The organism is Pseudomonas sp. (assembly GCF_050739655.1).
Taxonomy (GTDB): domain Bacteria; phylum Pseudomonadota; class Gammaproteobacteria; order Pseudomonadales; family Pseudomonadaceae; genus Aquipseudomonas.
On record NZ_JBOIBY010000686.1, the window covers coordinates 1 to 22,348 of the forward strand.

17 protein-coding genes are annotated in these 22,348 nt (G+C 58.7%); 8 read left to right on the forward strand and 9 right to left on the reverse strand.

Going from position 1 to position 22,348, the window contains the following annotated elements; all coding sequences use genetic code 11:
• The first annotated feature begins 67 nt into the window (after positions 1 to 67).
• Genes ACRESJ_RS32435 through ACRESJ_RS32445 form a run of 3 tightly spaced genes read left to right on the forward strand, consistent with a single transcriptional unit; the run spans position 68 to position 1,928 of the window.
• Entirely contained in the window at positions 68 to 439 is a 372-nt protein-coding gene (locus tag ACRESJ_RS32435) for a septal ring lytic transglycosylase RlpA family protein (protein ID WP_431761556.1), read from the forward strand.
• A 50-nt stretch (positions 440 to 489) separates the two neighbouring features.
• On the forward strand, positions 490 to 1,551 hold the full coding sequence (locus tag ACRESJ_RS32440; RefSeq protein WP_431761557.1) for a calcium/sodium antiporter: 1,062 nt from the start codon (positions 490 to 492) through the stop codon (positions 1,549 to 1,551).
• A complete protein-coding gene (locus tag ACRESJ_RS32445) occupies positions 1,548 to 1,928 on the forward strand; it encodes a carboxymuconolactone decarboxylase family protein (RefSeq protein ID WP_057398868.1) in 381 nt (126 codons plus the stop codon). Before ACRESJ_RS32440 ends, ACRESJ_RS32445 begins: the two co-directional genes overlap by 4 nt.
• Positions 1,929 to 2,114: 186 nt before the next feature.
• On the opposite strand, the gene ACRESJ_RS32450 is transcribed toward ACRESJ_RS32445, so the two are convergent.
• The 9 genes from ACRESJ_RS32450 to ACRESJ_RS32490 all read right to left on the reverse strand — a co-directional run bounded on the left by ACRESJ_RS32450 (position 2,115) and on the right by ACRESJ_RS32490 (position 14,003).
• Entirely contained in the window at positions 2,115 to 3,056 is a 942-nt protein-coding gene (locus tag ACRESJ_RS32450) for an AEC family transporter (RefSeq protein ID WP_431761558.1), read from the reverse strand.
• 185 nt (positions 3,057 to 3,241) lie between these two features.
• Positions 3,242 to 4,795, reverse strand: coding sequence for a galactarate dehydratase (gene garD / locus ACRESJ_RS32455; RefSeq protein ID WP_431761559.1), 1,554 nt, complete (start codon positions 4,793 to 4,795; stop codon positions 3,242 to 3,244).
• Between the two features lie 11 nt (positions 4,796 to 4,806).
• A complete protein-coding gene (locus tag ACRESJ_RS32460) occupies positions 4,807 to 6,168 on the reverse strand; it encodes an MFS transporter (RefSeq protein WP_431761560.1) in 1,362 nt (453 codons plus the stop codon).
• 149 nt (positions 6,169 to 6,317) lie between these two features.
• Positions 6,318 to 7,763: an aldehyde dehydrogenase family protein gene (locus ACRESJ_RS32465; protein ID WP_431761561.1), complete on the reverse strand. Its 1,446-nt coding sequence runs from the start codon at positions 7,761 to 7,763 to the stop codon at positions 6,318 to 6,320.
• A 61-nt stretch (positions 7,764 to 7,824) separates the two neighbouring features.
• Positions 7,825 to 8,736: a 5-dehydro-4-deoxyglucarate dehydratase gene (gene kdgD, locus ACRESJ_RS32470; protein WP_431761562.1), complete on the reverse strand. Its 912-nt coding sequence runs from the start codon at positions 8,734 to 8,736 to the stop codon at positions 7,825 to 7,827.
• A gap of 685 nt (positions 8,737 to 9,421) precedes the next feature.
• A complete protein-coding gene (locus tag ACRESJ_RS32475; protein ID WP_431761563.1) occupies positions 9,422 to 10,171 on the reverse strand; it encodes a FadR/GntR family transcriptional regulator in 750 nt (249 codons plus the stop codon).
• A 191-nt stretch (positions 10,172 to 10,362) separates the two neighbouring features.
• Positions 10,363 to 12,090 (reverse strand): ABC transporter ATP-binding protein/permease, encoded by a 1,728-nt coding sequence (locus tag ACRESJ_RS32480; protein ID WP_431761564.1) that lies wholly within the window; start codon positions 12,088 to 12,090, stop codon positions 10,363 to 10,365.
• Positions 12,091 to 12,187: 97 nt separating this feature from the next.
• Positions 12,188 to 12,748 (reverse strand): response regulator transcription factor, encoded by a 561-nt coding sequence (locus ACRESJ_RS32485; protein ID WP_431761565.1) that lies wholly within the window; start codon positions 12,746 to 12,748, stop codon positions 12,188 to 12,190.
• Positions 12,741 to 14,003, reverse strand: coding sequence for an ATP-binding protein (locus tag ACRESJ_RS32490; RefSeq protein WP_431761566.1), 1,263 nt, complete (start codon positions 14,001 to 14,003; stop codon positions 12,741 to 12,743). Before ACRESJ_RS32490 ends, ACRESJ_RS32485 begins: the two co-directional genes overlap by 8 nt.
• A 317-nt stretch (positions 14,004 to 14,320) precedes the next feature.
• Here ACRESJ_RS32490 and ACRESJ_RS32495 point away from each other — a divergent pair, with 317 nt between their 5' ends.
• The 5 genes from ACRESJ_RS32495 to ACRESJ_RS32515 all read left to right on the forward strand — a co-directional run bounded on the left by ACRESJ_RS32495 (position 14,321) and on the right by ACRESJ_RS32515 (position 22,284).
• A complete protein-coding gene (locus ACRESJ_RS32495; protein WP_431761567.1) occupies positions 14,321 to 15,037 on the forward strand; it encodes an SIMPL domain-containing protein in 717 nt (238 codons plus the stop codon).
• Between the two features lie 469 nt (positions 15,038 to 15,506).
• The gene (locus ACRESJ_RS32500) at positions 15,507 to 17,132 is read left to right on the forward strand and encodes an ABC transporter substrate-binding protein (protein WP_431761568.1); all 1,626 of its coding nucleotides are present in this window, start codon (positions 15,507 to 15,509) and stop codon (positions 17,130 to 17,132) included.
• Positions 17,133 to 17,435: 303 nt separating this feature from the next.
• Positions 17,436 to 19,037: an ABC transporter substrate-binding protein gene (locus ACRESJ_RS32505; protein ID WP_431761569.1), complete on the forward strand. Its 1,602-nt coding sequence runs from the start codon at positions 17,436 to 17,438 to the stop codon at positions 19,035 to 19,037.
• Positions 19,038 to 19,212: 175 nt separating this feature from the next.
• Entirely contained in the window at positions 19,213 to 20,610 is a 1,398-nt protein-coding gene (locus ACRESJ_RS32510) for an OprD family porin (protein ID WP_431761570.1), read from the forward strand.
• Positions 20,611 to 20,688: 78 nt separating this feature from the next.
• Complete coding sequence (locus ACRESJ_RS32515) at positions 20,689 to 22,284, forward strand: ABC transporter substrate-binding protein (RefSeq protein ID WP_431761571.1); 1,596 nt, start codon at positions 20,689 to 20,691, stop codon at positions 22,282 to 22,284.
• The last annotated feature ends 64 nt before the right edge of the window (positions 22,285 to 22,348 follow it).

Sequence of the window (22,348 nt, forward strand, 5' to 3'; positions counted from 1 at the left end):
TATCTGTGTCTGACACTCCGCAATCGCCAGCAGGCTGGCTCCCACATTTGTTTTTGGGAAACCTTCAATGAAGCGTCTGCTCAGCCTTTGCGCCCTGCTCTCTCTGCTGGCCGGTTGCGCCAGCACCGATACCGTCGACCCACACGGTTATGACAAAACCGGCGTGGCTTCGTATTACGGTGCCAAACACCAAGGAAAACGCACCGCAAGCGGTGAGCGTTTCGACAAGAATTCCATGACCGCAGCCCATCGCCAGTTGCCTTTCGGCACGCGGGTGAAGGTCACTAACCTGAGTAACGACAAGTCCTGCGTGGTGCGTATCAACGACCGCGGGCCGCACACCCGTGGACGCTTGATCGACCTGTCCCATGAAGCGGCCGAACGCCTGGGCATGCTCAAGAGCGGCACCGCGCGAGTACGCGTGCAAGCCCTCGACTGACCCCTGGAGCCCTGGCCATTTTCGGACTAGCCGATTTACCCCTGATCAGCGTGATCGAACTGTTCAGCGGGTTGTTGCTGCTGATTGTCGGCGCCGAGTTGATGGTGCGCGCTGCCGTGCGCCTGGCCGCCCGCCTGCATGTTCGACCGTTGATCATCGGCTTGACCATTGTCGCCCTCGGCAGCAGCGCACCGCAGATGGCGGTCAGCCTGCAGGCCACTTTCGCGCATAACGCCGACATCGCCGTCGGCAGCGTAATCGGCAGCAGCATTTTCAACATCCTTGTCACTCTCGGACTCTCGGCGCTGATCATTCCGCTGAGGGTTTCCAGGCAACTGGTCCGCCTGGATATACCGCTGATGATTGGCGCCAGCCTGCTGGTATTCATACTGGCGTGGAATGAAGAATTGGCCGGCATCGACGGCGTGATCCTGCTGTGTGCACTGCTCTTGTGCCTGGCCTTGTTGCTTCGTCAATCACGGCATTCCGTGCGCCCGATATCCAGCCATGGTCACAGTGGAGAAGCCCCGTGGCTCACCAGTCTGCTGATGATCGCTGCCGGCTTGGCGATGCTGGTTTACGCCGGGCATTTGTTGCTGGGCGCAGCGGTTACGGTCGCCACCGACCTGGGGTTGTCGGAGCGGATCATCGGTTTGACTATCGTGGCGATCAGCACCTCCCTGCCGGAACTCGCGACCTCGTTGATCGCTGCGTTGCGCGGTGAACGGGAAATTGCCGTGGGCAACGTGGTCGGCAGCAACCTGTTCAACCTTTTGGGCGTGCTCGGGGTGACGGCACTGATTGCGCCCTCGCCGTTGTCGGTATCGCCCAACGCCCTGGACTTCGACCTGCCGGTGATGCTCGGCGTCGCCGCGCTGTGTCTGCCGGTGTTCTACTCCGGTTACCGGGTGACCCGCGCCGAAGGCCTGCTGTTTTTGGGCTTGTACCTGGCTTATGGCCTGCACGTGGTGTCGTTCACCACCGGCATGCCGCTGGCGGGAAAGCTTGAACACCTGATGCTGTTTTTCGTCCTGCCTGCGCTGGTGGCGTTCTTGCTGTTCACGTCGCTGCGCGCCTGGCGTCGCCAACACCACAAGAGAGAGTTGCCATGACCGAGAATAAAAAATCCGGCGTTGAAGTACGTCGTCAAGTGATGGGCGATGCCTTCGTCGACCGCGCGTTGGGCAATGCAACCGAGTTCACCCAGCCGCTGCAGGATTTCGTCAACGAACACGCCTGGGGCGGCGTCTGGAACCGGGAAGGCCTGCCACTGAAAACCCGCAGCCTGATTACCCTCGCGGCCCTGACTGCGCTTAAGTGCCCTCAGGAGTTGAAGGGTCATGTACGCGGTGCACTGAACAATGGTTGCACTGTGGAGGAAATTCGCGAGGCGCTGTTGCATTGTGCGGTGTATGCCGGCGTGCCGGCGGCGATCGATGCGTTTCGGGCGGCGCAGGAAGTGATTGATACCTACCAGAAGCCCGAGTAATTGATTGAAATATGGGTTGCCTGATCTGACGCCTTCGCGGGCAAGTCGAATCGTCGCACCGCCGCTCCCACAGGGATCGTGGTTGTGAATGCAATTTGTGTCACACCGCAAAAACCTGTGGGAGCGGCGGTGCGACGATTCGACTTGCCCGCGAAGAGGCCCAGCAAAGCACCACAAATGCTGGACCTAGATCCACCCACCCCACTGCAACAAAAAGATCCCGATGTTGGTGGTCACCGCGGCCATCAACGTGGTGATTACGATGATCGCCGCCGCCAGCTCATGATTGCCATCCGCCGCCCGCGCCATGACGAAACTGGCCGCGGCGGTCGGGCTGCCGAAGTACAGAAACAGAATCCCCAACTCCGCCCCGCGAAAGCCCCAAAGCCACGCGCCCAGCGTCGCCAGCAACGGCAAGCCGAGCATCTTCACCAGGCTGGAACTCAATGCCATCTTGCCGCTCTTGCGCAACGCCGCCAGTGACAGCGTGCCGCCGATACAGATCAATGCCAGTGGCAAAGTGGTTTGCGCCAGATACTGGCCGGAAGTTTCCAGCCAGCCAGGCAAGCCAATCTTGAAATAGGCAAACGGCGCTGCCGCGATCACGCTGATGATCAGCGGATTACTGAAAACGCTTTTGCAAATGCTCCACGGATCGGACTTGATCACCGGGCTGTACACCGCCAGCACGATGGTCGAAAGGGTGTTGTAGAACAGGATCACCAGCGCCGCGAGAATCGCACCGAGGGAAATCCCGTAGTCACCGTACATGCTCGCCGCCAGTGCCAGACCAATCACCCCGTTATTGCCGCGAAAGGCGCCCTGGGTGTAGATGCCACGGTCTTCTCGCGGGCATTTGAAAATCGCCCAGCCCCAGGCAATGGCAAAGCAGACCAGGGTCGCAAGGGAGAAATAGATCAGCAGAGCCGGTTGCAACGCGGCGTGCAGGTCGGCATGCAGAATGCCCAGAAACAGCAACGCCGGCATGGTGACGTTGAACACCAGGGCCGACGCCGTGTGGATGAAATTGTCGTTGATCCAATCGATGCGCTTGAGCAACACCCCCAGAAACAGCATGGCGAACACCGGTGCGGTGATGTTCAGGGTTTCTAGGAAAATTGCCAGCATGCCGGGGAGGACCTTGAGGAAGATGTCATTAGGGGCCTAATGATAAGCCACTTTCACCCTGATCGTTCCCACGCTCCGCGTGGGAATGCCTCATTTGACGCTCCGCGTCGAGATTCTGGGACGCAGAGCGTCCCAGGCTGCATTCCCACGCAGAGCGTGGGAACGATCTTGCCCACCTCTTTGCCTCAGGTAATCGGCGCCGGGTTGAACAGGGTAATGTCGTTGTGCAGCTTATGCCGCTCCGCCCACGTCTGCTGTTTACCGCTAGCCACATCCAGGTAGTAGTGGAACAACTCCCAGCCGAGCTCTTCGATAGAAGCACGACCGGTGGCAATGCGCCCGGCGTCGATGTCGATCAGGTCCGGCCAGCGCTGGGCCAGTTCGGTCCGGGTCGATACTTTCACCACGGGCGCCATGGCCAGCCCGTAAGGCGTGCCGCGACCGGTAGTGAATACGTGCAGGTTCATGCCCGCCGCCAACTGCAACGTCCCGCAGACAAAGTCACTGGCCGGGGTTGCACAGAAAATCAGGCCCTTTTCCTTGAAGCGCTCGCCAGGGCCAAGCACCCCGGTGATAGCGCTGCTGCCGGACTTGACGATCGAGCCCAGGGACTTCTCGACAATGTTCGACAACCCACCCTTCTTGTTGCCCGGCGTCGTGTTGGCGCTGCGATCCGCTTCACCCTTGGCCAGGTAACGGTCGTACCAGTCCATTTCCCGAACCAGTTCCTGTGCAACCTCTTCGGTTTTCGCCCGTGAAGTCAGCAGGTAGATCGCGTCGCGCACTTCGGTGACTTCAGAGAACATCACCGTCGCGCCAGCGCGCAGCAACAGGTCCGAGGCGTAACCCAGGGCCGGGTTGGCGGTGATCCCGGAGAACGCGTCGCTGCCGCCGCATTGCATGCCGAGAATCAGCTCGGACGCCGGCACGGTTTCCCGACGGCGCTGATCGAGCTTTTTCAAACGGGTTTCCGCCAGTTCCATGATCTGTTCGATCATTTCGGTAAAACCGTGGCTGGAATCCTGCAAGCGGTACAGCCACGGCTCACTGAGATCCACCGAAGTGTCGTTCTCATGCATCACCTGCCCGGCCTGCAATTTCTCGCAGCCCAGGCTGATCACCAACGCCTCGCCACCCAGGTTCGGGTTACGTGCCAGGTTGCGCACGGTACGAATCGGGATGTAGGCGTCGGTGGCGGTAATCGCCACACCACAGCCGTAGCTGTGGGTCAGCGCCACCACGTCATCGACGTTCGGATACTTGGGCAGCAACTCGTCCTTGATGCGCTTGACCGCGTGATCCAGCACGCCGGTCACGCATTGCACGGTGGTGGTGATACCAAGAATGTTGCGCGTGCCGACGGTACCGTCGGCGTTGCGATAACCCTCGAAGGTATAGCCTTCCAACGGTGCCTGCGCGGCCGGCACTTCGGTGGACAGCGGCAAGCTGTCCAGCGGTGGCGCGGTAGGCATGCGCAGTTGATCTTCCTTGACCCAACTGCCGCGTGGAATCGGCTGCAAGGCGTAGCCAATGACCTGGCCGTAACGAATCACCTGGCCACCTTCAGGAATGTCTTCCAGGGTGACTTTGTGGCTCTGTGGCACGAAGTCCACGGTGACCAGCCCATCCGAAAACTCGGTACCGGCCGGTACGCCCTGATCGTTGACCACGATCACCACGTTGTCCCGCTCGTGCAGGCGGATGTAGCGCGGCGAGTCGGAATGTTCAATCAACTGCATGACGCCGCTCCTCAGGAATGCGCTTGAGACAATTTGTTGTTGGTTTCAGGACCGTTGACCGGTGGCTCTTTGAGCACCACGCGCTTGATCGGACCAACAATGACCAGATAGCTGAACACCGCGACCAGTGCGTTGCAACCGACGAACACCAACGCCCATTTGAACGAGCCAGTAGAGCTGATGATGTAGCCGATCACGATCGGAGTGGTGATCGACGCAAGGTTACCAAAGGTGTTGAACAGGCCGCCGCTCAGACCGGCAATCTGCTTGGGCGAGGTGTCAGACACCACGGCCCAGCCCAGTGCGCCGACGCCTTTACCGAAGAACGCCAGGGCCATGAAGCCCACGACCATCCATTCAACATCCACGTAGTTACAGGCCACGATGCTGCTGGAAACCAGCAGGCCAGCGATGATCGGTGCCTTGCGGGCGAAGGTCAGGGAATGGCCCTTGCGCAGCAGGTAATCAGAAATCACCCCGCCAAGCACACCACCGATGAAGCCGCAGATCGCCGGCAACGAGGCAATGAAACCCGCCTTGAGGATGGTCATGCCACGCTCTTGTACCAGATACACCGGGAACCAGGTCAGGAAGAAGTAGGTGATGCCGTTGATGCAGTACTGGCCCAGGTACACGCCGAGCATCATGCGGTTGGTCAGCAGTTGACGAATGTAGTCCCACTTCGGACCGTCGGACTTCTTGCCCTTCTGATCCATGTCGACCATGCCGCCGTTTTCGGAGATGTGCTTGAACTCGGCATCGTTGATCTTTGGATGTTCGCGCGGGCTGTAAATCACTTTCAGCCAGACCAGCGAGAAGATGATGCCCAGGATGCCCATGACGATGAACACGTGCTCCCAGCCGAAGGAGTAGACGATCCAGCCCATCAATGGAGCGAACAACACGGTCGCGAAGTATTGCGCCGAGTTGAAGATCGCCGAGGCTGTACCGCGTTCAGCGGTCGGGAACCACGCTGCAACGATGCGAGCGTTACCGGGGAAGGACGGCGCCTCGGCCAGGCCCACCAAAAAGCGCAGCATGAACAGCGCAACTACCGCCGTGGACATGCCGAATTCACCCACGAAGCCTTGCAGCACGGTGAACAGCGACCAGGTGAAAATGCTCAGTGCGTAGATTTTTTTCGAACCGAAACGGTCCAGCAGCCAGCCACCGGGAATTTGCCCGGCCACGTAGGCCCAACCGAATGCGGAGAAGATGTAGCCGAGGGTGACCGCGTCAATGCCGAGGTCTTTTTGCAGGCTGGAGCCGGCGATTGCGATGGTAGCCCGGTCGGCGTAATTGATCGTGGTCACCAGAAACAGCATGAGCAGGATCAGATAGCGGACGTGAGTCGGCTTTTGGGTCGATTGCATGTAGATGTACTCCCACTAATTATTTTTTTTGCGGGTGAATCTGTTGTTACCGCCTGTAGGAGCTGTCGAGTGAAACGAGGCTGCGATCTTTTGATTTTTAAGAACAAAGATCGCAGCCTGCGGCAGCTCCTACAGGTTTTTGCGGTGAATCAGGAGCCTACGTAGGACGTTTTCACGACCGTGTAGAACTCTTGTGCATAGCGACCTTGCTCACGTGATCCATAGGATGAACCTTTACGCCCACCGAACGGAACGTGGTAATCCACGCCGGCGGTCGGTAGGTTGACCATCACCATCCCGGCCTGGGAATGGCGCTTGAAGTGGTTGGCATACTTCAGCGATGTGGTAGCGATGCCCGCCGACAGACCGAACTCGGTGTCGTTGGCCATGGCCAGTGCAGCTTCGTAATCGGCGACACGGACGATGTTGGCCACCGGGCCGAAGATCTCTTCCTGGCTGATACGCATCGACGCTTCGCTGTCGGCAAACAGGGTTGGCGCGAGGAAGTAGCCTTCGGTATCGCAAGTCACCAGACCACCGCCGCTGACCAGGCGAGCACCTTCGGACTGGCCGATGTCGATGTACTTCATGTCCTGCTCAAGCTGAGCCTGGGAAACCACCGGACCGATATCGGTGCCCGTTTTCAGCGCGTGACCGACCTTGATCGACTTCATGCGCTCGGCCATGGCTTCGACAAACTTGTCGTGAATCCCGGCGGTGACGATGAAACGGCTGGAGGCCGTGCAACGCTGGCCGGTGGAGTAGAACGCGCTCTGTACCGACAACTCGACCGCTTGCTTGAGGTCGGCGTCGTCGAGAATGATCTGCGGGTTCTTGCCGCCCATTTCCAACTGGACCTTGGCCTGGCGCGACACGCAGCTGACGGCGATCTGACGGCCTACGCCCACGGAACCGGTGAAGCTGATGCCGTCGACTTTCGGGCTGTGGACCAGCGCGTCGCCAACCACACGACCGCTGCCCATCACCAGGTTGAACACACCGGCCGGGAAGCCCGCACGGGAGATAATTTCAGCCAGGGCCCAGGCGCAACCCGGCACCAGGTCCGCAGGCTTGAGCACGACGCAGTTGCCGTAGGCCAGGGCCGGGGCAATTTTCCACGCTGGGATCGCAATCGGGAAGTTCCACGGGGTGATCAGACCGACCACGCCCAAGGCTTCGCGAGTGACTTCAACGTTGACGCCAGGGCGTACCGACGGCAGATAGTCGCCGGACAGGCGCAGGCATTCACCGGCGAAGAACTTGAAGATGTTACCGGCGCGGGTCACTTCACCGATGGCTTCAGGCAGGGTCTTGCCCTCTTCCCGGGCCAACAGGGTGCCGAGCTCTTCGCGACGGGCAAGGATTTCAGTGCCGACTTTATCGAGCGAATCGTGACGCGCCTGAATGCCGGAAGTGGACCACGCCGGGAACGCGGCACGGGCAGCATCGATGGCGGCATTGACCTGAGCCAGGTCTGCCTTGGCGTAATCGCCAATGGTGTCGCTCAGCTCGGACGGGTTGATGTTGGCCGAGTAATCGCCACCGGCAACCCATTCGCCGTTGATGTAGTTATCGAAACGCTTTGCATCTGCCACTTTGAGATCTCCTCACGCAAAAGGCCGCTGATCACTCAGCGGCCTTACTTAATCGAATGTGTTACTGCGCACCCTGCTTGTCGATCAGCGCGGCGAGCATTTCGTACTCTTCGCCGGTCAGGTCGGTCAGTGGTGCACGCACAGGACCTGCGTCATAGCCGGCAATTTTTGCCCCGGCCTTGACGATGCTCACGGCATAGCCCGATTTGCGGTTACGAATGTCCAGGTATGGCAGGAAGAAGTCGTCGATGATCTTGCCGACGGTGGCGTGATCTTCGCGAGTAATCGCGTGGTAGAAGTCCATCGCGGTTTTCGGGATGAAGTTGAACACCGCCGAGGAGTAAACCGGTACACCCAAGGCCTTGTAGGCAGCGGCGTAGACTTCAGCGGTCGGCAGACCACCCAGGTAGGTGAAACGATCGCCAAGGCGACGACGGATCGACACCATCAGCTCGATGTCACCCAGGCCATCCTTGTAACCGATCAGGTTAGGGCAACGCTCGGCCAGACGCTCCAGCAGCGGCGCGGTCAAGCGGCAGACGTTACGGTTGTAGACCACCACGCCGATGTTGACCGATTTGCACACAGCTTCAACGTGGGCGGCAACGCCGTCCTGGCTGGCTTCGGTCAGGTAGTGCGGCAGCAGCAACAGACCTTTGGCGCCCAGACGCTCGGCTTCCTGTGCGTATTCGATGGCTTGACGGGTCGAACCGCCTACGCCGGCCAGGATTGGCACGCTGGAAGCGCAAGTGTCGACGGCAGTCTTGATGATTTCCGAATATTCGCTGGCCGCCAGGGAGAAGAACTCACCGGTGCCGCCCGCGGCGAACAGAGCCGAGGCGCCGTATGGGGCCAGCCATTCCAGACGCTTGATGTAGCCAGCGCGGTTGAAATCGCCCTGTGCATTGAAATCGGTGACCGGGAAAGACAGCAGACCGGAAGAGAGGATGGACTTCAGTTCTTGTGGATTCATTATTCGAACACCCTGGATTGCGACGTTTGTGTGTTGAGACCGTTCAGCCCGACGCTGAAGTTGTAGGTCATCGTACAACTTAAAATACAACCGTCAACTGCATTTCATCGCCAGCGCTGAAAATTGTTCGACAAAATGGGCGGAAAGCCCGTTTTTAACGGCATTCCCGTGAATGAATAAAGTTGTGAATTAAAAGATAGGACGTCGCAACTGTAGGAGCGAGCTCGCTCGCGAAGAACTCGAGAACACAGTGGAGTGCCAGGATGCCCGCGTCATCGTTAACGACCATCGCGACGGTGCGACAGACGATACTGATGGGTTGGCCACAGAATCTGCGATCAACCGAAAAACACTGTGGGAGCTAGCCTGCTAGCGATGACGGCGGCACATTCGACTTCTTCATTGCATGTGAATGCCCGATCGCTAGCAGGCTAGCTCCCACAGTGGCTGGCGTTGATCATACAAATTGCGTACGCCACAAAACCCGTAGGAGCGAGGCTTGCCCGCGAATGCGTTGGGTCTGACACATTGATGCTGGATGGGCTGACGTATTCGCGGGCAAGCCCGCTCCCACAGTTGATTGGGGTGAGATCAAATTTCGTGTTCGCCGCTATCCCTTGCGGGAGCTAGCTGTGCCTGCTAGCGATTCGATCTCTCAGAAAACACATTTACCCGAGGCGAAAACCTAGCCCCGCTGCGCCTCAGCCTCTTCATGGGCATGGCGCAACCGTTCGCGGCTGTTGGTCAGGTGCAGGCGCATTGCCGCCCGCGCCGCATCGGAATCCTGGCGGGCGATGGCTTCGTAGATTTCTTCGTGCTCACGACTCAGGCGATTCATGTAGTGCTGCTGATCGTCATGGGCCAGCCGCGCGGAGTTGAGGCGCGTGCGCGGAATGATGCTGGTGCCCAGGTGAGTCATGATGTCGGTGAAGTACCGGTTGCCGGTCGCCAGGGCAATCTGCAGGTGGAACTGAAAGTCCGAGGCCACGGCATCGCTGGCATGGGCAACACTTTCATTCAGTGCATCCAGTGCCGCGCGCATCAATCCAAGCTGCTCGGCGCTGCGGCGTTGCGCGGCAAGGCCGGCGGACTCCACTTCAAGGCTGATGCGCAGTTCCAGAACGGCCAGCACGTCACGCAAGGTAACCACGGTAGCCGGATCAATACGGAAACCGCTTGGGCTCGGTGTGTCGAGCACGAACGTGCCGATGCCGTGTCGGGTTTCAACCTGCCCCGCCGCCTGCAATCGGGAAATCGCCTCACGCACAACGGTGCGGCTGACACCATGGGCGTCCATGATCGCCGACTCGGTGGGCAACTTGTCGCCACGCTTGAGGTGGCCGTCGCGGATCTGCTCGGACAGCACCGTCACCAGTTCCTGAGCGAGGCTGCGGCGCTTGCGAGGTAGGCGTGGTGCGTTGTTCGGGTTTTCCATGGTGAACATCTGTCTCGAAGAATTCGGCTGTTGAAAGCGCATCATAGCGCAACGCAGTTGTACGATCACCACACCCCTTGTAGGAGCGAGCTTGCTCGCGATGGTCGTCAACGATAGCGCGGGCATTCTGACGTCCCGCGGTGTTTTTGAAATCATCGCGAGCAAGCTCGCTCCTACAGGGTATGTGGCGTTTATGCGGTCACTGTCTGGTCCACCAGATGGCCATTCTCAATACGAACATGTCGTGGATGGAAGCGTTTCAGGCTGCTGCGATGGCCGACGCTGACAATGCTCAGCCCCGGCAATTCATCGATCAGCGCCTGATACAGCGTCGCTTCGTCTTCCTCATCCATTGCCGACGTCGCTTCGTCCATATAGAGCCATTTGGGTGCATACAACAGTGCGCGACCGAAGGCCAGGCGTTGCTGTTCACCCGGCGAAAGCATGCGCTGCCAGTGATTGGCTTCGTCCAGGCGCGCCACCAGATGCGGCAGGCGGCAGGTTTCCAACACCTGCGCGTAACGCTCGCTTGTGTAGGTATCACCAGCCTGTGGATAACTCAGGGCTTCGCGCAAAGTGCCAATCGGCAGATACGGTTTTTGCGGTAAAAACAGATAACGTGTCACTGGTAGTCGAATGCTGCCATGGCCGGCCGGCCACAGGTGTCCCATCGCCCGCAGCAAAGTCGACTTGCCGCTGCCGGAGCGACCGCTGAGCATCACGCGCTCGCCCTCCTCCACGGTCATGTCGGCATTGGTCAGCAAATGACGACCATCAGCCAGGTCGAGACCAAGTTTGTGCACTTTCAACGCATCCCCCTGGCTCTGCACGTCGATAGCCGGCGCGCGCTCTTCGTTGTCGCTCATCGCCTGGCGGAAGCTCAGCAGACGATCACAGGTGGCACGCCACGAGGCGAGGCTCTGGTACGCGGTGATGAACCAGCTGAAACTGTCCTGGACATTGCCGAATGCGGAGCTGATTTGCATCAGCTCGCCGAGTTCGATTTTGCCAGCGAGGTAGCGCGGCGCAGCCAGCATGAAGGGGAAGATCACGGCGGCCTGTTCATAGCCGGAAGTGAAAAAGGTCAGACGCTTGGACACTTTCATGATGTCCCAGAAGTTGTGCCAGACCATTGAGAAACGGTTGTTCAAGCGGCGATGCTCGTTGGGCTCACCGTTGTACAACGCAATGCTTTCGGCGTTCTCGCGAATCCGCACCATGGAGAAACGCAGGTCGGCTTCGAAGCGTTGTTGGCGATTGTTCAAACCGATCAAACGACGACCGATCAAGTGCGTCAGCCAGCTGCCCACCACCGCGTAAACCAGTACGCCCCAGAACATGTAGCCGGGGATGGTGATGCCGAACAACTCGATGCTGCCCGACACGCCCCAGAGGATGATCGAGAACGACACCAGGCTGACGACATTGCGCAGCAAACCAATGCCCAGGCTCAAGGTGTCAGAAGTGAAATTGTTGAGGTCTTCGGAAATCCGCTGGTCCGGGTTATCGGTGTACCCGCCCTGCTCAAGTTGGTAGTAGTTTTTGTCCGCAAGCCAGCGGGCGAAATGTTTTTCGGTGAGCCATGCCCGCCAGCGGATCGTCAGCATCTGGGTCAGATAGAGCCGGTACACCGCACCGACGATCGCCACCGCCGCAATCGCGCAGAAATACAGAATCAGCCGCCAGAACGCCGCCTCATCCTTTTGTTGCAGGGCGTTGTAGAAATCCTTGTACCAGGTGTTGAACCACACCGAGATACCGACGCTGATCAGCGACAGCGCGATCACTGCGATCAGCAGCGTCCAGGCCTTGACCTTCTCCTCGCTGCGCCAGTAAGGCGTGATCATTGCCCAGATTTTGCGCAAAAACTGCCCGCGCACAGCATCGTTGACCGCGGAATATTCAGCGTTCTGATTCATGGTTAAGGCTCGATAAGAAAAAGTACACGCACGAACCGATCATAGATGATCGGTTCGAATTGTCGCGAGGAGCGGCCCCCATCCGTTCAGCGCAGGTTCAGCGGCGAACGGGACGCTTCTGCAGTTTGCGCTGCAGCGTGCGCCGGTGCATGCCCAGGGCGCGGGCCGTGGCGGAGATGTTGCCTTCGTGTTCGGTCAGCACGCGCTGGATGTGTTCCCACTGCAAGCGGTCCACGGACATCGGGTTTTCCGGCACCAGGCTGTCCAGGTCGGCGTGCTCGGACAGTAGCGCGGCCAGTACGTCATCGGCGTCGGCCGGCTTGCACAGGTAGTTGCAGGCGCCGCGTTTGATCGCTTCGACCGCGGTGGCAATGCTCGAATAACCGGTGAGGATCACCACGCGCATTTCCGGGTCCATTTCCAGCAACTTGGGCAGCAACACCAAGCCCGAATCGCCATCCATTTTCAGGTCCAGCGCGGCGTAGTCCGGCAGATCGGCCTTGGCCATTTCCAGGCCTTCTTCGGCGGAACCAGCCGTACTGACGCGAAAGCCCCGGCGAGCCATGGCGCGTGCCATGACGCGGGTGAAGGTGGCGTCGTCATCGACCAGCAGCAAATGCGGCAGTTCTTCGCCTTCGACTTGGATTTCGTCACTCATGTTCGTCTCCTCGTGCGCCATGGGGCAAACGCAGCTCGGTGAGCGTGCCGCCTTCCTCATGACTATAGAGTTTCACTGAGCCACCGGCGCGTGTCACGCTGGCCTTGCTCAAAAACAGGCCCAGGCCGAAGCCTTTGCCCTTGGTAGTAAAAAACGGCTTGCCGATCTGCTCGGCGATGGCCAGCGGCACACCGGCGCCGTGGTCGCGGATACTGATGGTCAAGTCTTCGGGATTCCAGTCCAGGGTCACTTGCAGCCCTTCGGGACAGGCGTCGGCGGCGTTGTTCAGAAGATTGAGCAGTGCCTGGGTCAGGTCCGGCGGCGGCGCCATGCGCGGCACCGTACCCTGGCCCAGGCGCTGGAAGCGATAACTGGCTTCCGGGCGCATCAGGTGCCAGCGATTGAGCGCTTCATCGAGCCAATCGGTGACGTCCTGCATGTCCACCGCCAATCGGCGATTGGCCTCGGCGGCGCGCACCAGTTGCTGCAAGGTTTGCTTGCACAACTGGACTTGATCCTGAAGCACGCTCAGGTCGTCCTGCAGCATTGGGTCATGATGGTCCTGGCGCATTTCCTTGAGCAGCACGCTCATGGTCGCCAGCGGCGTGCCCAGCTCATGGGCGGCACCCGCCGCTTGCGTGGCCACGGCCAGCAACTGTTGATCGCGCAGGCCCTCTTCACGGCGGATGGCGCGTAATTCTTCCTGGCGACGCAATTCTTCAGCCATCCGCGCGGCGAAGAAGGTGATCACCGCCGCGGCAAGGGCGAAGCTCAACCACATCCCGTACACCTGCAGGTTTTCCCGGGCAATCGGGAAGGTTTGCAGCGGATAGAACCGTGCCAGCAGCAGCGTGTACATCGTCAACGCGATACCCGAAAGAATCACCGAATAACGCCACGGCAACGTCACGGCAGCGATGGTCAGCGGCACCAGGTAATAAGAGACGAAGGGGTTGGTCGAACCGCCGGAGAAATACAGCAAGGCGCTGTGGATAAACAGGTCGCAGGCCAATTGCACGGCGTATTCAAGCTCGGTGACCGGCCACGAGGTGCGCAGGCGTACCGCCGTAAATGCGCACAGCAGCATCGAGCAACCGAGGGTCGCGGCCAGTTGGAACCACGGAAGCGGCAGCAGTTCGAGCCAGTAGGCCAGGCCCACGGAGCCGGCCTGGGCGGCCAGTACCAGGATGCGGATGAAAGTCAGACGCCAAAGGTTCTGGCGAGTGGCGGAAGTGATTTGAACGGGGGCGAGCATGAGCTCTCCTGATGAGCGCTCCAGGCGGATCGCAGGGAGTATAACCAAGCGTGGAGGCTGGCAGGCGAAAGTGCGGCAAACCGCCACACGCTATGGCGATGCCACACCCCTGTAGGAGCGAGCTTGCTCGCGATGAATTCAAAAACACCGCGGGGCATCAGATTTCCCGCGTCATCGTTGACGACCATCGCGAGCGAGCTCGCTCCTACAGGATCTGTATAGAAGTTGTAACTGTGCGAACCGGACCGATATAGCTAGAGTCTGATGGGTTCTCGCAGGCACGGACTTTTCCCTGCGCACTCTCTTTAGGCGCCTTCATGCACACATTCCGCCGCAGCGTAGCCCTCCTTGCCCTGAGCATTGGCACTATTGCCAGTCTCCCGGCCCTGGCTGCCGACGAACTTCATTACAACCAGATTTCCCTGCGCGCCGAAGTCAGCCAGGAAGTGGCTCGCGACTTGATGATCGTGACGCTCTACACCGAAGAACAAAACACCGATCCGGCCAAGCTCGCCGCCGACGTCAGCACCACCATGAACAAGGCGCTGGCCCAGGCCAAACAAGTCAAGGACATCACCCTGCGCCAGGGCAGCCGCAACAGCTACCCGATCTACGATGCCAAAGGCCAGAAAATCACTGGCTGGCGTGAGCGCGCCGAGTTGCGCCTGGAAAGCACCGATTTCGCCGCACTGTCGAAGCTGACCGGCGAACTGCTCACGGACCTGAAGATGGGCGGCATGGACTTCGCCATCGCCACGCCAACCCGCAAGGCCAGTGAAGACACCCTGCTCAAGGAAGCTGTCACCGCATTCAAGGCGCGTGCGCAACTGGCTACCGACGCTCTGGGTGGTAAAAGCTACAAAATCGTCAACCTGAACTTCAACAGCAATGGTTACCCGCAGCCGTACATGCGCGCACCGATGATGATGAAAGCGGCCAGCATGGACGGCGCACCGGTGACACCGGAAGTTGAAGCAGGTACCAGCCAGGTCAGCATGACGGCGGATGGTTCGATTGAAGTGCTGATGCCTTGAATCGATAACGTGCGGGCAAAAAAAGGCGCTCACCCTCGGTGATCGCCTTTTTTTCTGCGAACTGTGTCTATGCTCAATGTCGGGCCGGGCAGGCAAACCCCAAATAAGCGACATCAGTTGCACTTGGTACAACCCGACACCAGGGATCAATTGCGGTGCAACGATAACCACTCCCATTCAGCCCCACAGGACCGGGTTTAAATTGGTAACACCCTCGCCCCACCCATGGGCAACCCAACACCTGAACGCACCAAAAAAGTGCGCAAAATGCACTGCAAAAATGCCTCGAAAACTGTTAAATGCGTCAGAAATTACATGTATGCGACATTAAGGTACGTTCGTGCCACCGTTTAAGGCTTATAAACGCTCTGCATCTTGCATTGGGTATAGCCCCTGCATAAGTATCCGCAGGCACGACTCACGAGGTCGTCCTCAAAATCAAAAAATGACAACAAATCATGAGGCCACCATGCTCAAACAAGCGGTCATTCCGTTTTTGGTCGGCGCCAGCCTTTTAGCTAGCGTACCGTTCGCCCAAGCTGCGACTAACCTGGTGTTCTGCTCCGAAGGGAGCCCGGCCGGTTTCGATCCAGGTCAATACACCACCGGAACCGACTTCGACGCCTCGGCAGAGACCATGTTCAACCGCCTGACTCAGTTCGAGCGCGGCGGCACCGCCGTTATTCCTGGCCTGGCAACCAGCTGGGACGTCTCCTCCGACGGCCTGACCTACACCTTCCACCTGCGTGACGGTGTCAAGTTCCACACCACTCCATATTTCAAGCCGACTCGTGAATTCAACGCCGACGACGTGCTGTTCACCTTTAATCGCATGATTAACAAGGATGACCCGTTCCGCAAAGCGTACCCGACCGAATTCCCGTACTTCACCGACATGGGGATGGACACCAACATCACCAATATCGAGAAGGTCGACGACAAGACCGTCAAGTTCACGCTCAAAGATGTTGATGCCGCGTTCATCCAGAACATGGCCATGAGCTTCGCCTCGATCCAGTCCGCCGAGTACGCTGCGCAGCTGCTCAAGGAAGGCAAGGCTGCCGACATCAACCAGAAGCCGATCGGCACTGGCCCGTTCGTGTTCAAGAGCTACCAGAAAGACTCCAACATCCGCTACACCGGGAACAAGGACTACTGGAAGCCTGATGACGTCAAGGTCGACAACCTGATCTTCGCCATCACCACCGACCCGTCGGTACGTATCCAGAAGCTGAAGAAGAACGAGTGCCAGATCACCCTGTTCCCTCGTCCAGCCGACCTGAAGGCGCTGCGTGAAGACAAGGCCCTGAAGCTGCCTGACCAGGCGGGTTTCAACCTGGGTTACATCGCCTACAACGTGATGCCCAAGGTCAAGGGTCAAACCGAAGCGAACCCATTGGCCGACCTGAAAGTGCGCCAGGCACTGGACATGGCGGTCAACAAGCAGCAGATCATCGACTCCGTATACCAGGGCGCTGGCCAAATGGCCGTCAACGCCATGCCTCCAACTCAGTGGTCCTACGACACCACGATCAAAGATGCCAAGTACGATCCTGAGAAAGCCAAGGAGCTGCTCAAGGAAGCCGGCGTGAAGGAAGGCACCGAAATCGTTCTGTGGGCGATGCCGGTACAGCGTCCATACAACCCGAACGCCAAACTGATGGCAGAAATGCTGCAGTCCGACTGGGCCAAAATCGGCCTGAAGGTCAAGATCGTCAGCTACGAGTGGGGCGAGTACATCAAGCGCTCCAAGGGTGGCGAGAACCAGGCGATGCTGATTGGCTGGAGCGGTGACAATGGTGACCCCGATAACTGGCTGAACGTGCTGTTCGGCTGCGACTCGCTGGAAGGCAATAACTTCTCCAAGTGGTGCTACAAGCCGTTTGACGACATCGTCAAGCAAGCCAAGCGCACCTCGGACCAGGGCAAGCGCACCGAACTGTACAAGCAGGCGCAACACATCCTGAAAGATCAGACTCCAATGACACCTATCGCTCACTCGACGGTGTTCCAACCCATGCGTGCCGAAGTGCAGGACTTCAAGATCAGCCCATTTGGCTTGAACTCCTTCTACGGCGTCAGCGTCAGCAAGTAAGAATTGGCAACGGCGACGTCCTTGACGTCGCCGTTGCTGTTTCTACCGAGAAAGCAGGAAATCGCCTACATCCAGATCGTCTGCTGCCCACAGCAGAACGCTAGGACGCGTTGACTTTTCCCACAAACCTTTCGGAATTCTCGCCTTTACTGCCGGACTCACGGTTCATACCGTCGGGATCCGACCAGCTCATGCGTGGGTTATCGGTTCTTTTGCTGCACACATGGCTTGAAACCAGTGGCGCCTCCACGTCTGCGGACGAGAGGAGGTTCACTTTCAACACTTCGAACAAGAGGGAGCGTCATGCGCCATACCTTGGTTTTATCTGCATTGCTGGGCACCGGCCTGTTGGCCGCCACCTCCATGAGCCACGCGGCCAGTAACAGCCTGGTGTTCTGCTCTGAAGGCAGCCCCGCCGGTTTCGACACGGCCCAATACACGACCGCGACCGACAACGACGCCGCCGAGCCGCTGTACAACCGCCTGGCAGAGTTCGAGAAGGGCTCGACGAATGTCGTACCAGGCCTGGCAACCAGTTGGGATATTTCCGAGGACGGCCTCCAGTACACCTTTCACCTGCGCCCAGGGGTGAAATTTCATACCACCAGCTACTTTACCCCGAGCCGTGACTTCAACGCCGACGACGTATTGTTCACGTTTAATCGCATGCTCGACCCGCAACAACCTTTCCGTAAGGCCTACCCGACCGAGTTCCCGTACTTCAACGGGATGAGCCTGAACAAGAACATCGCCAAGGTCGAAAAGACCGGGCCATTGACCGTGGTCATGACGCTTAACAGCGTGGACGCCGCGTTCATCCAGAACATCGCCATGAGCTTCGCCGCCATCCTCTCCGCCGAGTACGCCGACAAGCTGCTGGCCGAAGGCAAGCCGAGCGACATCAACCAGAAGCCGATCGGCACCGGGCCGTTCGTATTCAAGAGTTACCAGAAAGACTCGAACATCCGTTACACCGGCAACAAGCACTACTGGGACCCAAGCCGGGTCAAGCTCGACAACCTGATTTTCGCCATCAACACCGACGCTTCGGTGCGCGTGCAAAAGCTCAAGGCCAACGAGTGCCAGATCACGCTGCATCCGCGCCCTGCCGATGTGACCGCGTTGAAGAATGATCCGAATCTGCAATTGATCGAGAAGCCTGGCTTCAACCTCGGCTACATCGCCTACAACGTGCGCCACAAACCCTTCGACCAGCTCGAAGTGCGCCAGGCGCTGGACATGGCAGTCAACAAGCAAAGCATTCTCAACGCCGTGTACCAGGGCGCCGGGCAGTTGGCGGTCAACGCCATGCCGCCGACCCAGTGGTCCTACGACGACACCATCAAGGACGCCGCCTACAACCCGGGAAAAGCCAAGGAACTGCTCAAGGCTGCTGGCGTCAAGGAAGGCACGGAAATCACCCTGTGGGCCATGCCGGTGCAGCGCCCGTACAACCCCAACGCCAAGTTGATGGCCGAAATGCTACAGGCTGACTGGGCGAAGATCGGCCTCAAGGTCAAGATTGTCAGCTACGAGTGGGGCGAGTACATCAAGCGCACCAAGAACGGTGAGCACGACATCAGCCTGATCGGCTGGACCGGCGACAATGGTGACCCGGACAACTGGCTCGGCACGCTGTACAGCTGCGACGCCATTGGTGGCAACAACTACTCCATGTGGTGCGATCCGGCCTACGACAAGCTGATCAAGCAAGCCAAGGTCGTGACCGACCGCGAACAACGCACCGAGCTCTACAAACAGGCGCAGCAGTATCTCAAGCAGCAGGTACCGATGACGCCAGTCGCCCACTCAACGGTCAACCAGCCGTTGAGCGCCAAAATCGAAGGGTTCAAGGTCAGCCCTTTCGGTCGCAACGTTTTCTCGGGTGTCAGCCTGGAAAAATAACCACTTAGCCAAGAACCGCCCGGGGGTGCCAAGCGCCCTCTTGCAAGCGTATTGCCGTAATTCGGCAAACCGGCGTACAGCAAACGTTTGCATCAGCTCAATGAGCTTTACACCCAATAGCCGGATCACCAAAAAAAGACCGGCATATAAAAAAGTAAAATAAGGAGCTTTACCCATGAAACTGAGCAGCACAGCGATATTGGCCTTGGCCATAAGCAGCGTAACCGCCACGGCTTACGCTGAAACCCAGAGCCAGGCAATCACCCCGGTTTCCGTGAAAGAAAAGAGCAGCCAAAGTGAGGCGACCGGCTTCATCGACGGCCAGTCCCTTAGCGGTACCACCCGCAACTGGTACGCCAACGAAGATAAGCAGCGCGGCGGCACCTACACCTACGAGCGCCATGGTGAAGAGCTGAAAGGAACCCGCCGTATCAACTGGGTTCAGGGCACCATCCTGAATTACAGTTCGGGTTTCACTCAAGGCACCGTGGGCGTGAGCACCGAAGTGGCTGCTTACAATGCGATAGCCCTGGATCGTAGCCGTGAAGATATCAAGGGTGGCTCCAACCGTACCCTGGCTCACTCCAACGGTGACGCTGTTGATCAGTGGAGCAAACTGGGCCTGGCCAACATCAAGGCCCGCGTCTCCAACTCCACCCTGACTGCGGGTCGCCAGAACTTCAGCAGCCCGCAAGTCGACAATATCGGTAACCGCGCCCTGCCTTCGAGCTTCCAGGGTGTGAGCCTGAACGTCGCCGAACTGGAAAACCTGACCTTTGACCTGGCGACCTTCGACCGCGTTTCCCCGCGCATGGAGCAAAGCCAGCGCAAATTCCAATCAGAATACGGCGACCGCAGCGTCGAGGCCGATCACATCTACACCGGCGGCATCACCTACAACCCGCTCGCCAGCCTGACCACCAGCCTGTGGGCAACCCAAGCCAAAGATTTCTGGAACCAATACTACTTCGGCGCCAGTCATGTGCTGGGTGACAGCCAGGAACTGAGCCTGACCACCGGCTTGAACTACTACAAAACCCAGGACGAAGGTAAGAAGCTGCTCGGGGACATCGACAACGACACGTACTCCTTGTCTTTCGGGCTGACCCACCAGGCCCACAGCCTGACCTTCTCGTATCAGCAAGTGAACGGTAACGAGTACTTCGACTACCTGCACGAAACCAACGGCATCTACCTGGCCAACTCCCTGCTGTCGGACTTCAACGGCCCGAACGAGAAATCCTTTCAGATCGCTTACGGTCTGAACATGGCTCAATACGGCGTGCCAGGCCTCAAGTTCAACATCTATCAAGCACGCGGTTGGGGTATCGACGGTACTCACTACAACGGCAATGGCGGTGTAGAGGGCAAAGGCTACGATGGCGTTCAGAAACAGGACGGCGAACACCACTACGAATACGGTATCGGTGCGACCTACGCCATCCAGAATGGCCCACTCAAGGCCACCACTGTTCGCGGGACCTACACCACTCACCGCGCCAGCGAAAACCAGTCTGATGGCAGCATCAACGAGTTCCGTCTCGTGACCACCATCCCGTTCAACATTCTGTAATGCACGTGCCGAACGGCAGATTCCGTGATGAATCGGCCGTTCGGCTTTTGTCCTTTAATCGATTGCAGAGGGTTCTTGATGAAAATGCTTCCCCTACGTGCGGCCATCGCGGCCACCTTGCTGAGTGTGGCGGTTGGCGTATCGGCCAAGCCGCTGGTGGTCTGCACCGAAGCCAGCCCAGAAGGCTTCGACATGGTCCAATACACCACTGCCGTCACAGCCGATGCAGTGGCTGAAACCATCTTCAATCGACTGGCGGACTTCAAGCCCGGCACCACTGATGTGATTCCGGCACTGGCCGAATCCTGGGACATCAGCGAGGACGGCCTGACCTACACGTTCCATCTGCGTAAAGGCGTCAAGTTTCACACCACCGAATACTTCAAGCCGACCCGCGACATGAATGCCGACGATGTGGTCTGGAGCTTCCAGCGCCAGCTGGACCCGAATCATCCGTGGCACAAACTGTCGAGCGTGGGCTTCCCGTACTTTGAAAGCATGGGCTTCAAGGAACTGCTCAAAAGCGTCGAAAAAGTCGACGACAATACGGTGAAATTCACCCTGACCCGCCGCGAAGCGCCGTTCCTGGCCGACATCGCCATGGCTTTCTCTTCGATCTACCCAGCCGAGTACGCCGACCAGCTACTCAAGGCCAACAAGACCGGCGACCTGAACAACAAACCGGTCGGCACCGGCCCGTTCGTCTTCCAGCGTTACAACAAGGACGCCCAGGTTCGCTTCAAGGCCAACCCGGACTACTTCCGTGGCAAGCCGCCAGCGGATTCTTTGATCCTGGCCATCGCCACCGACAACAACGTGCGTCTGCAGAAGCTCAAGGCCAACGAGTGCCAGATCGCGCTGTATCCCAAGCCCGATGACATCCCTAGCATCAAGAAAGATACGAAGCTGAAGGTCGATGAAATGAATGCGATGACCGTCGCGTACATCGCCCTTAATACCACTCACAAATATCTGAGCGACGTGCGGGTGCGCAAAGCGATCGACATCGCCTTCGATAAGGAAGCCGCGGTCAACGCGCTGTTCGGCAAGGGCAACGCCACCGTGGCGGTCAACCCGTATCCGGACACCCTGCTGGGTTACAACCACACGCTGAAGAACCCGGCCCGCGATCTGGACAAGGCCCGCGCCCTGCTCAAGGAAGCCGGCGTACCCGAAGGCACCACGTTCACCCTGTTCACCCGCAACGGTGGCGGCGCGACCAACCCGAACCCGATGCTTGGCGCACAGATGATGCAGGCTGACCTGGCCAAGGTCGGGATCAAGATCGACATCCGCGTCATGGAATGGGGCGAAATGCTCAAACGCGCTAAAAACGGCGAGCACGATATGGTTTCCGCCGGATGGGCGGGCGATAACGGCGACCCGGATAACTTCCTTACGCCTATGCTCAGTTGCGAAGCCGCCAAGAACGGCGAAAACTACGCACGCTGGTGCAATGACAAATTCCAGGCCTTGCTCGATCAGGCCCGGGAAAAAACCGACCCGGCCGAACGTGCAGCATTGTACGAACAGGCTCAGGTCATTTTTAACCAGGACCAGCCATGGATCAGCATCGCCCACACTAGAATGTTTACTGCAATGCGCAACAACGTTGAGGGCTATAACATTAGCCCCCTCACCACGAATAACTTCGCCACCACCCAGGTGAAGTAAATAAGAAAACTCCCGGCATACCTGAACCCAGGCCTGCCGGGCACGCCTAACCGGCTGATGAGGT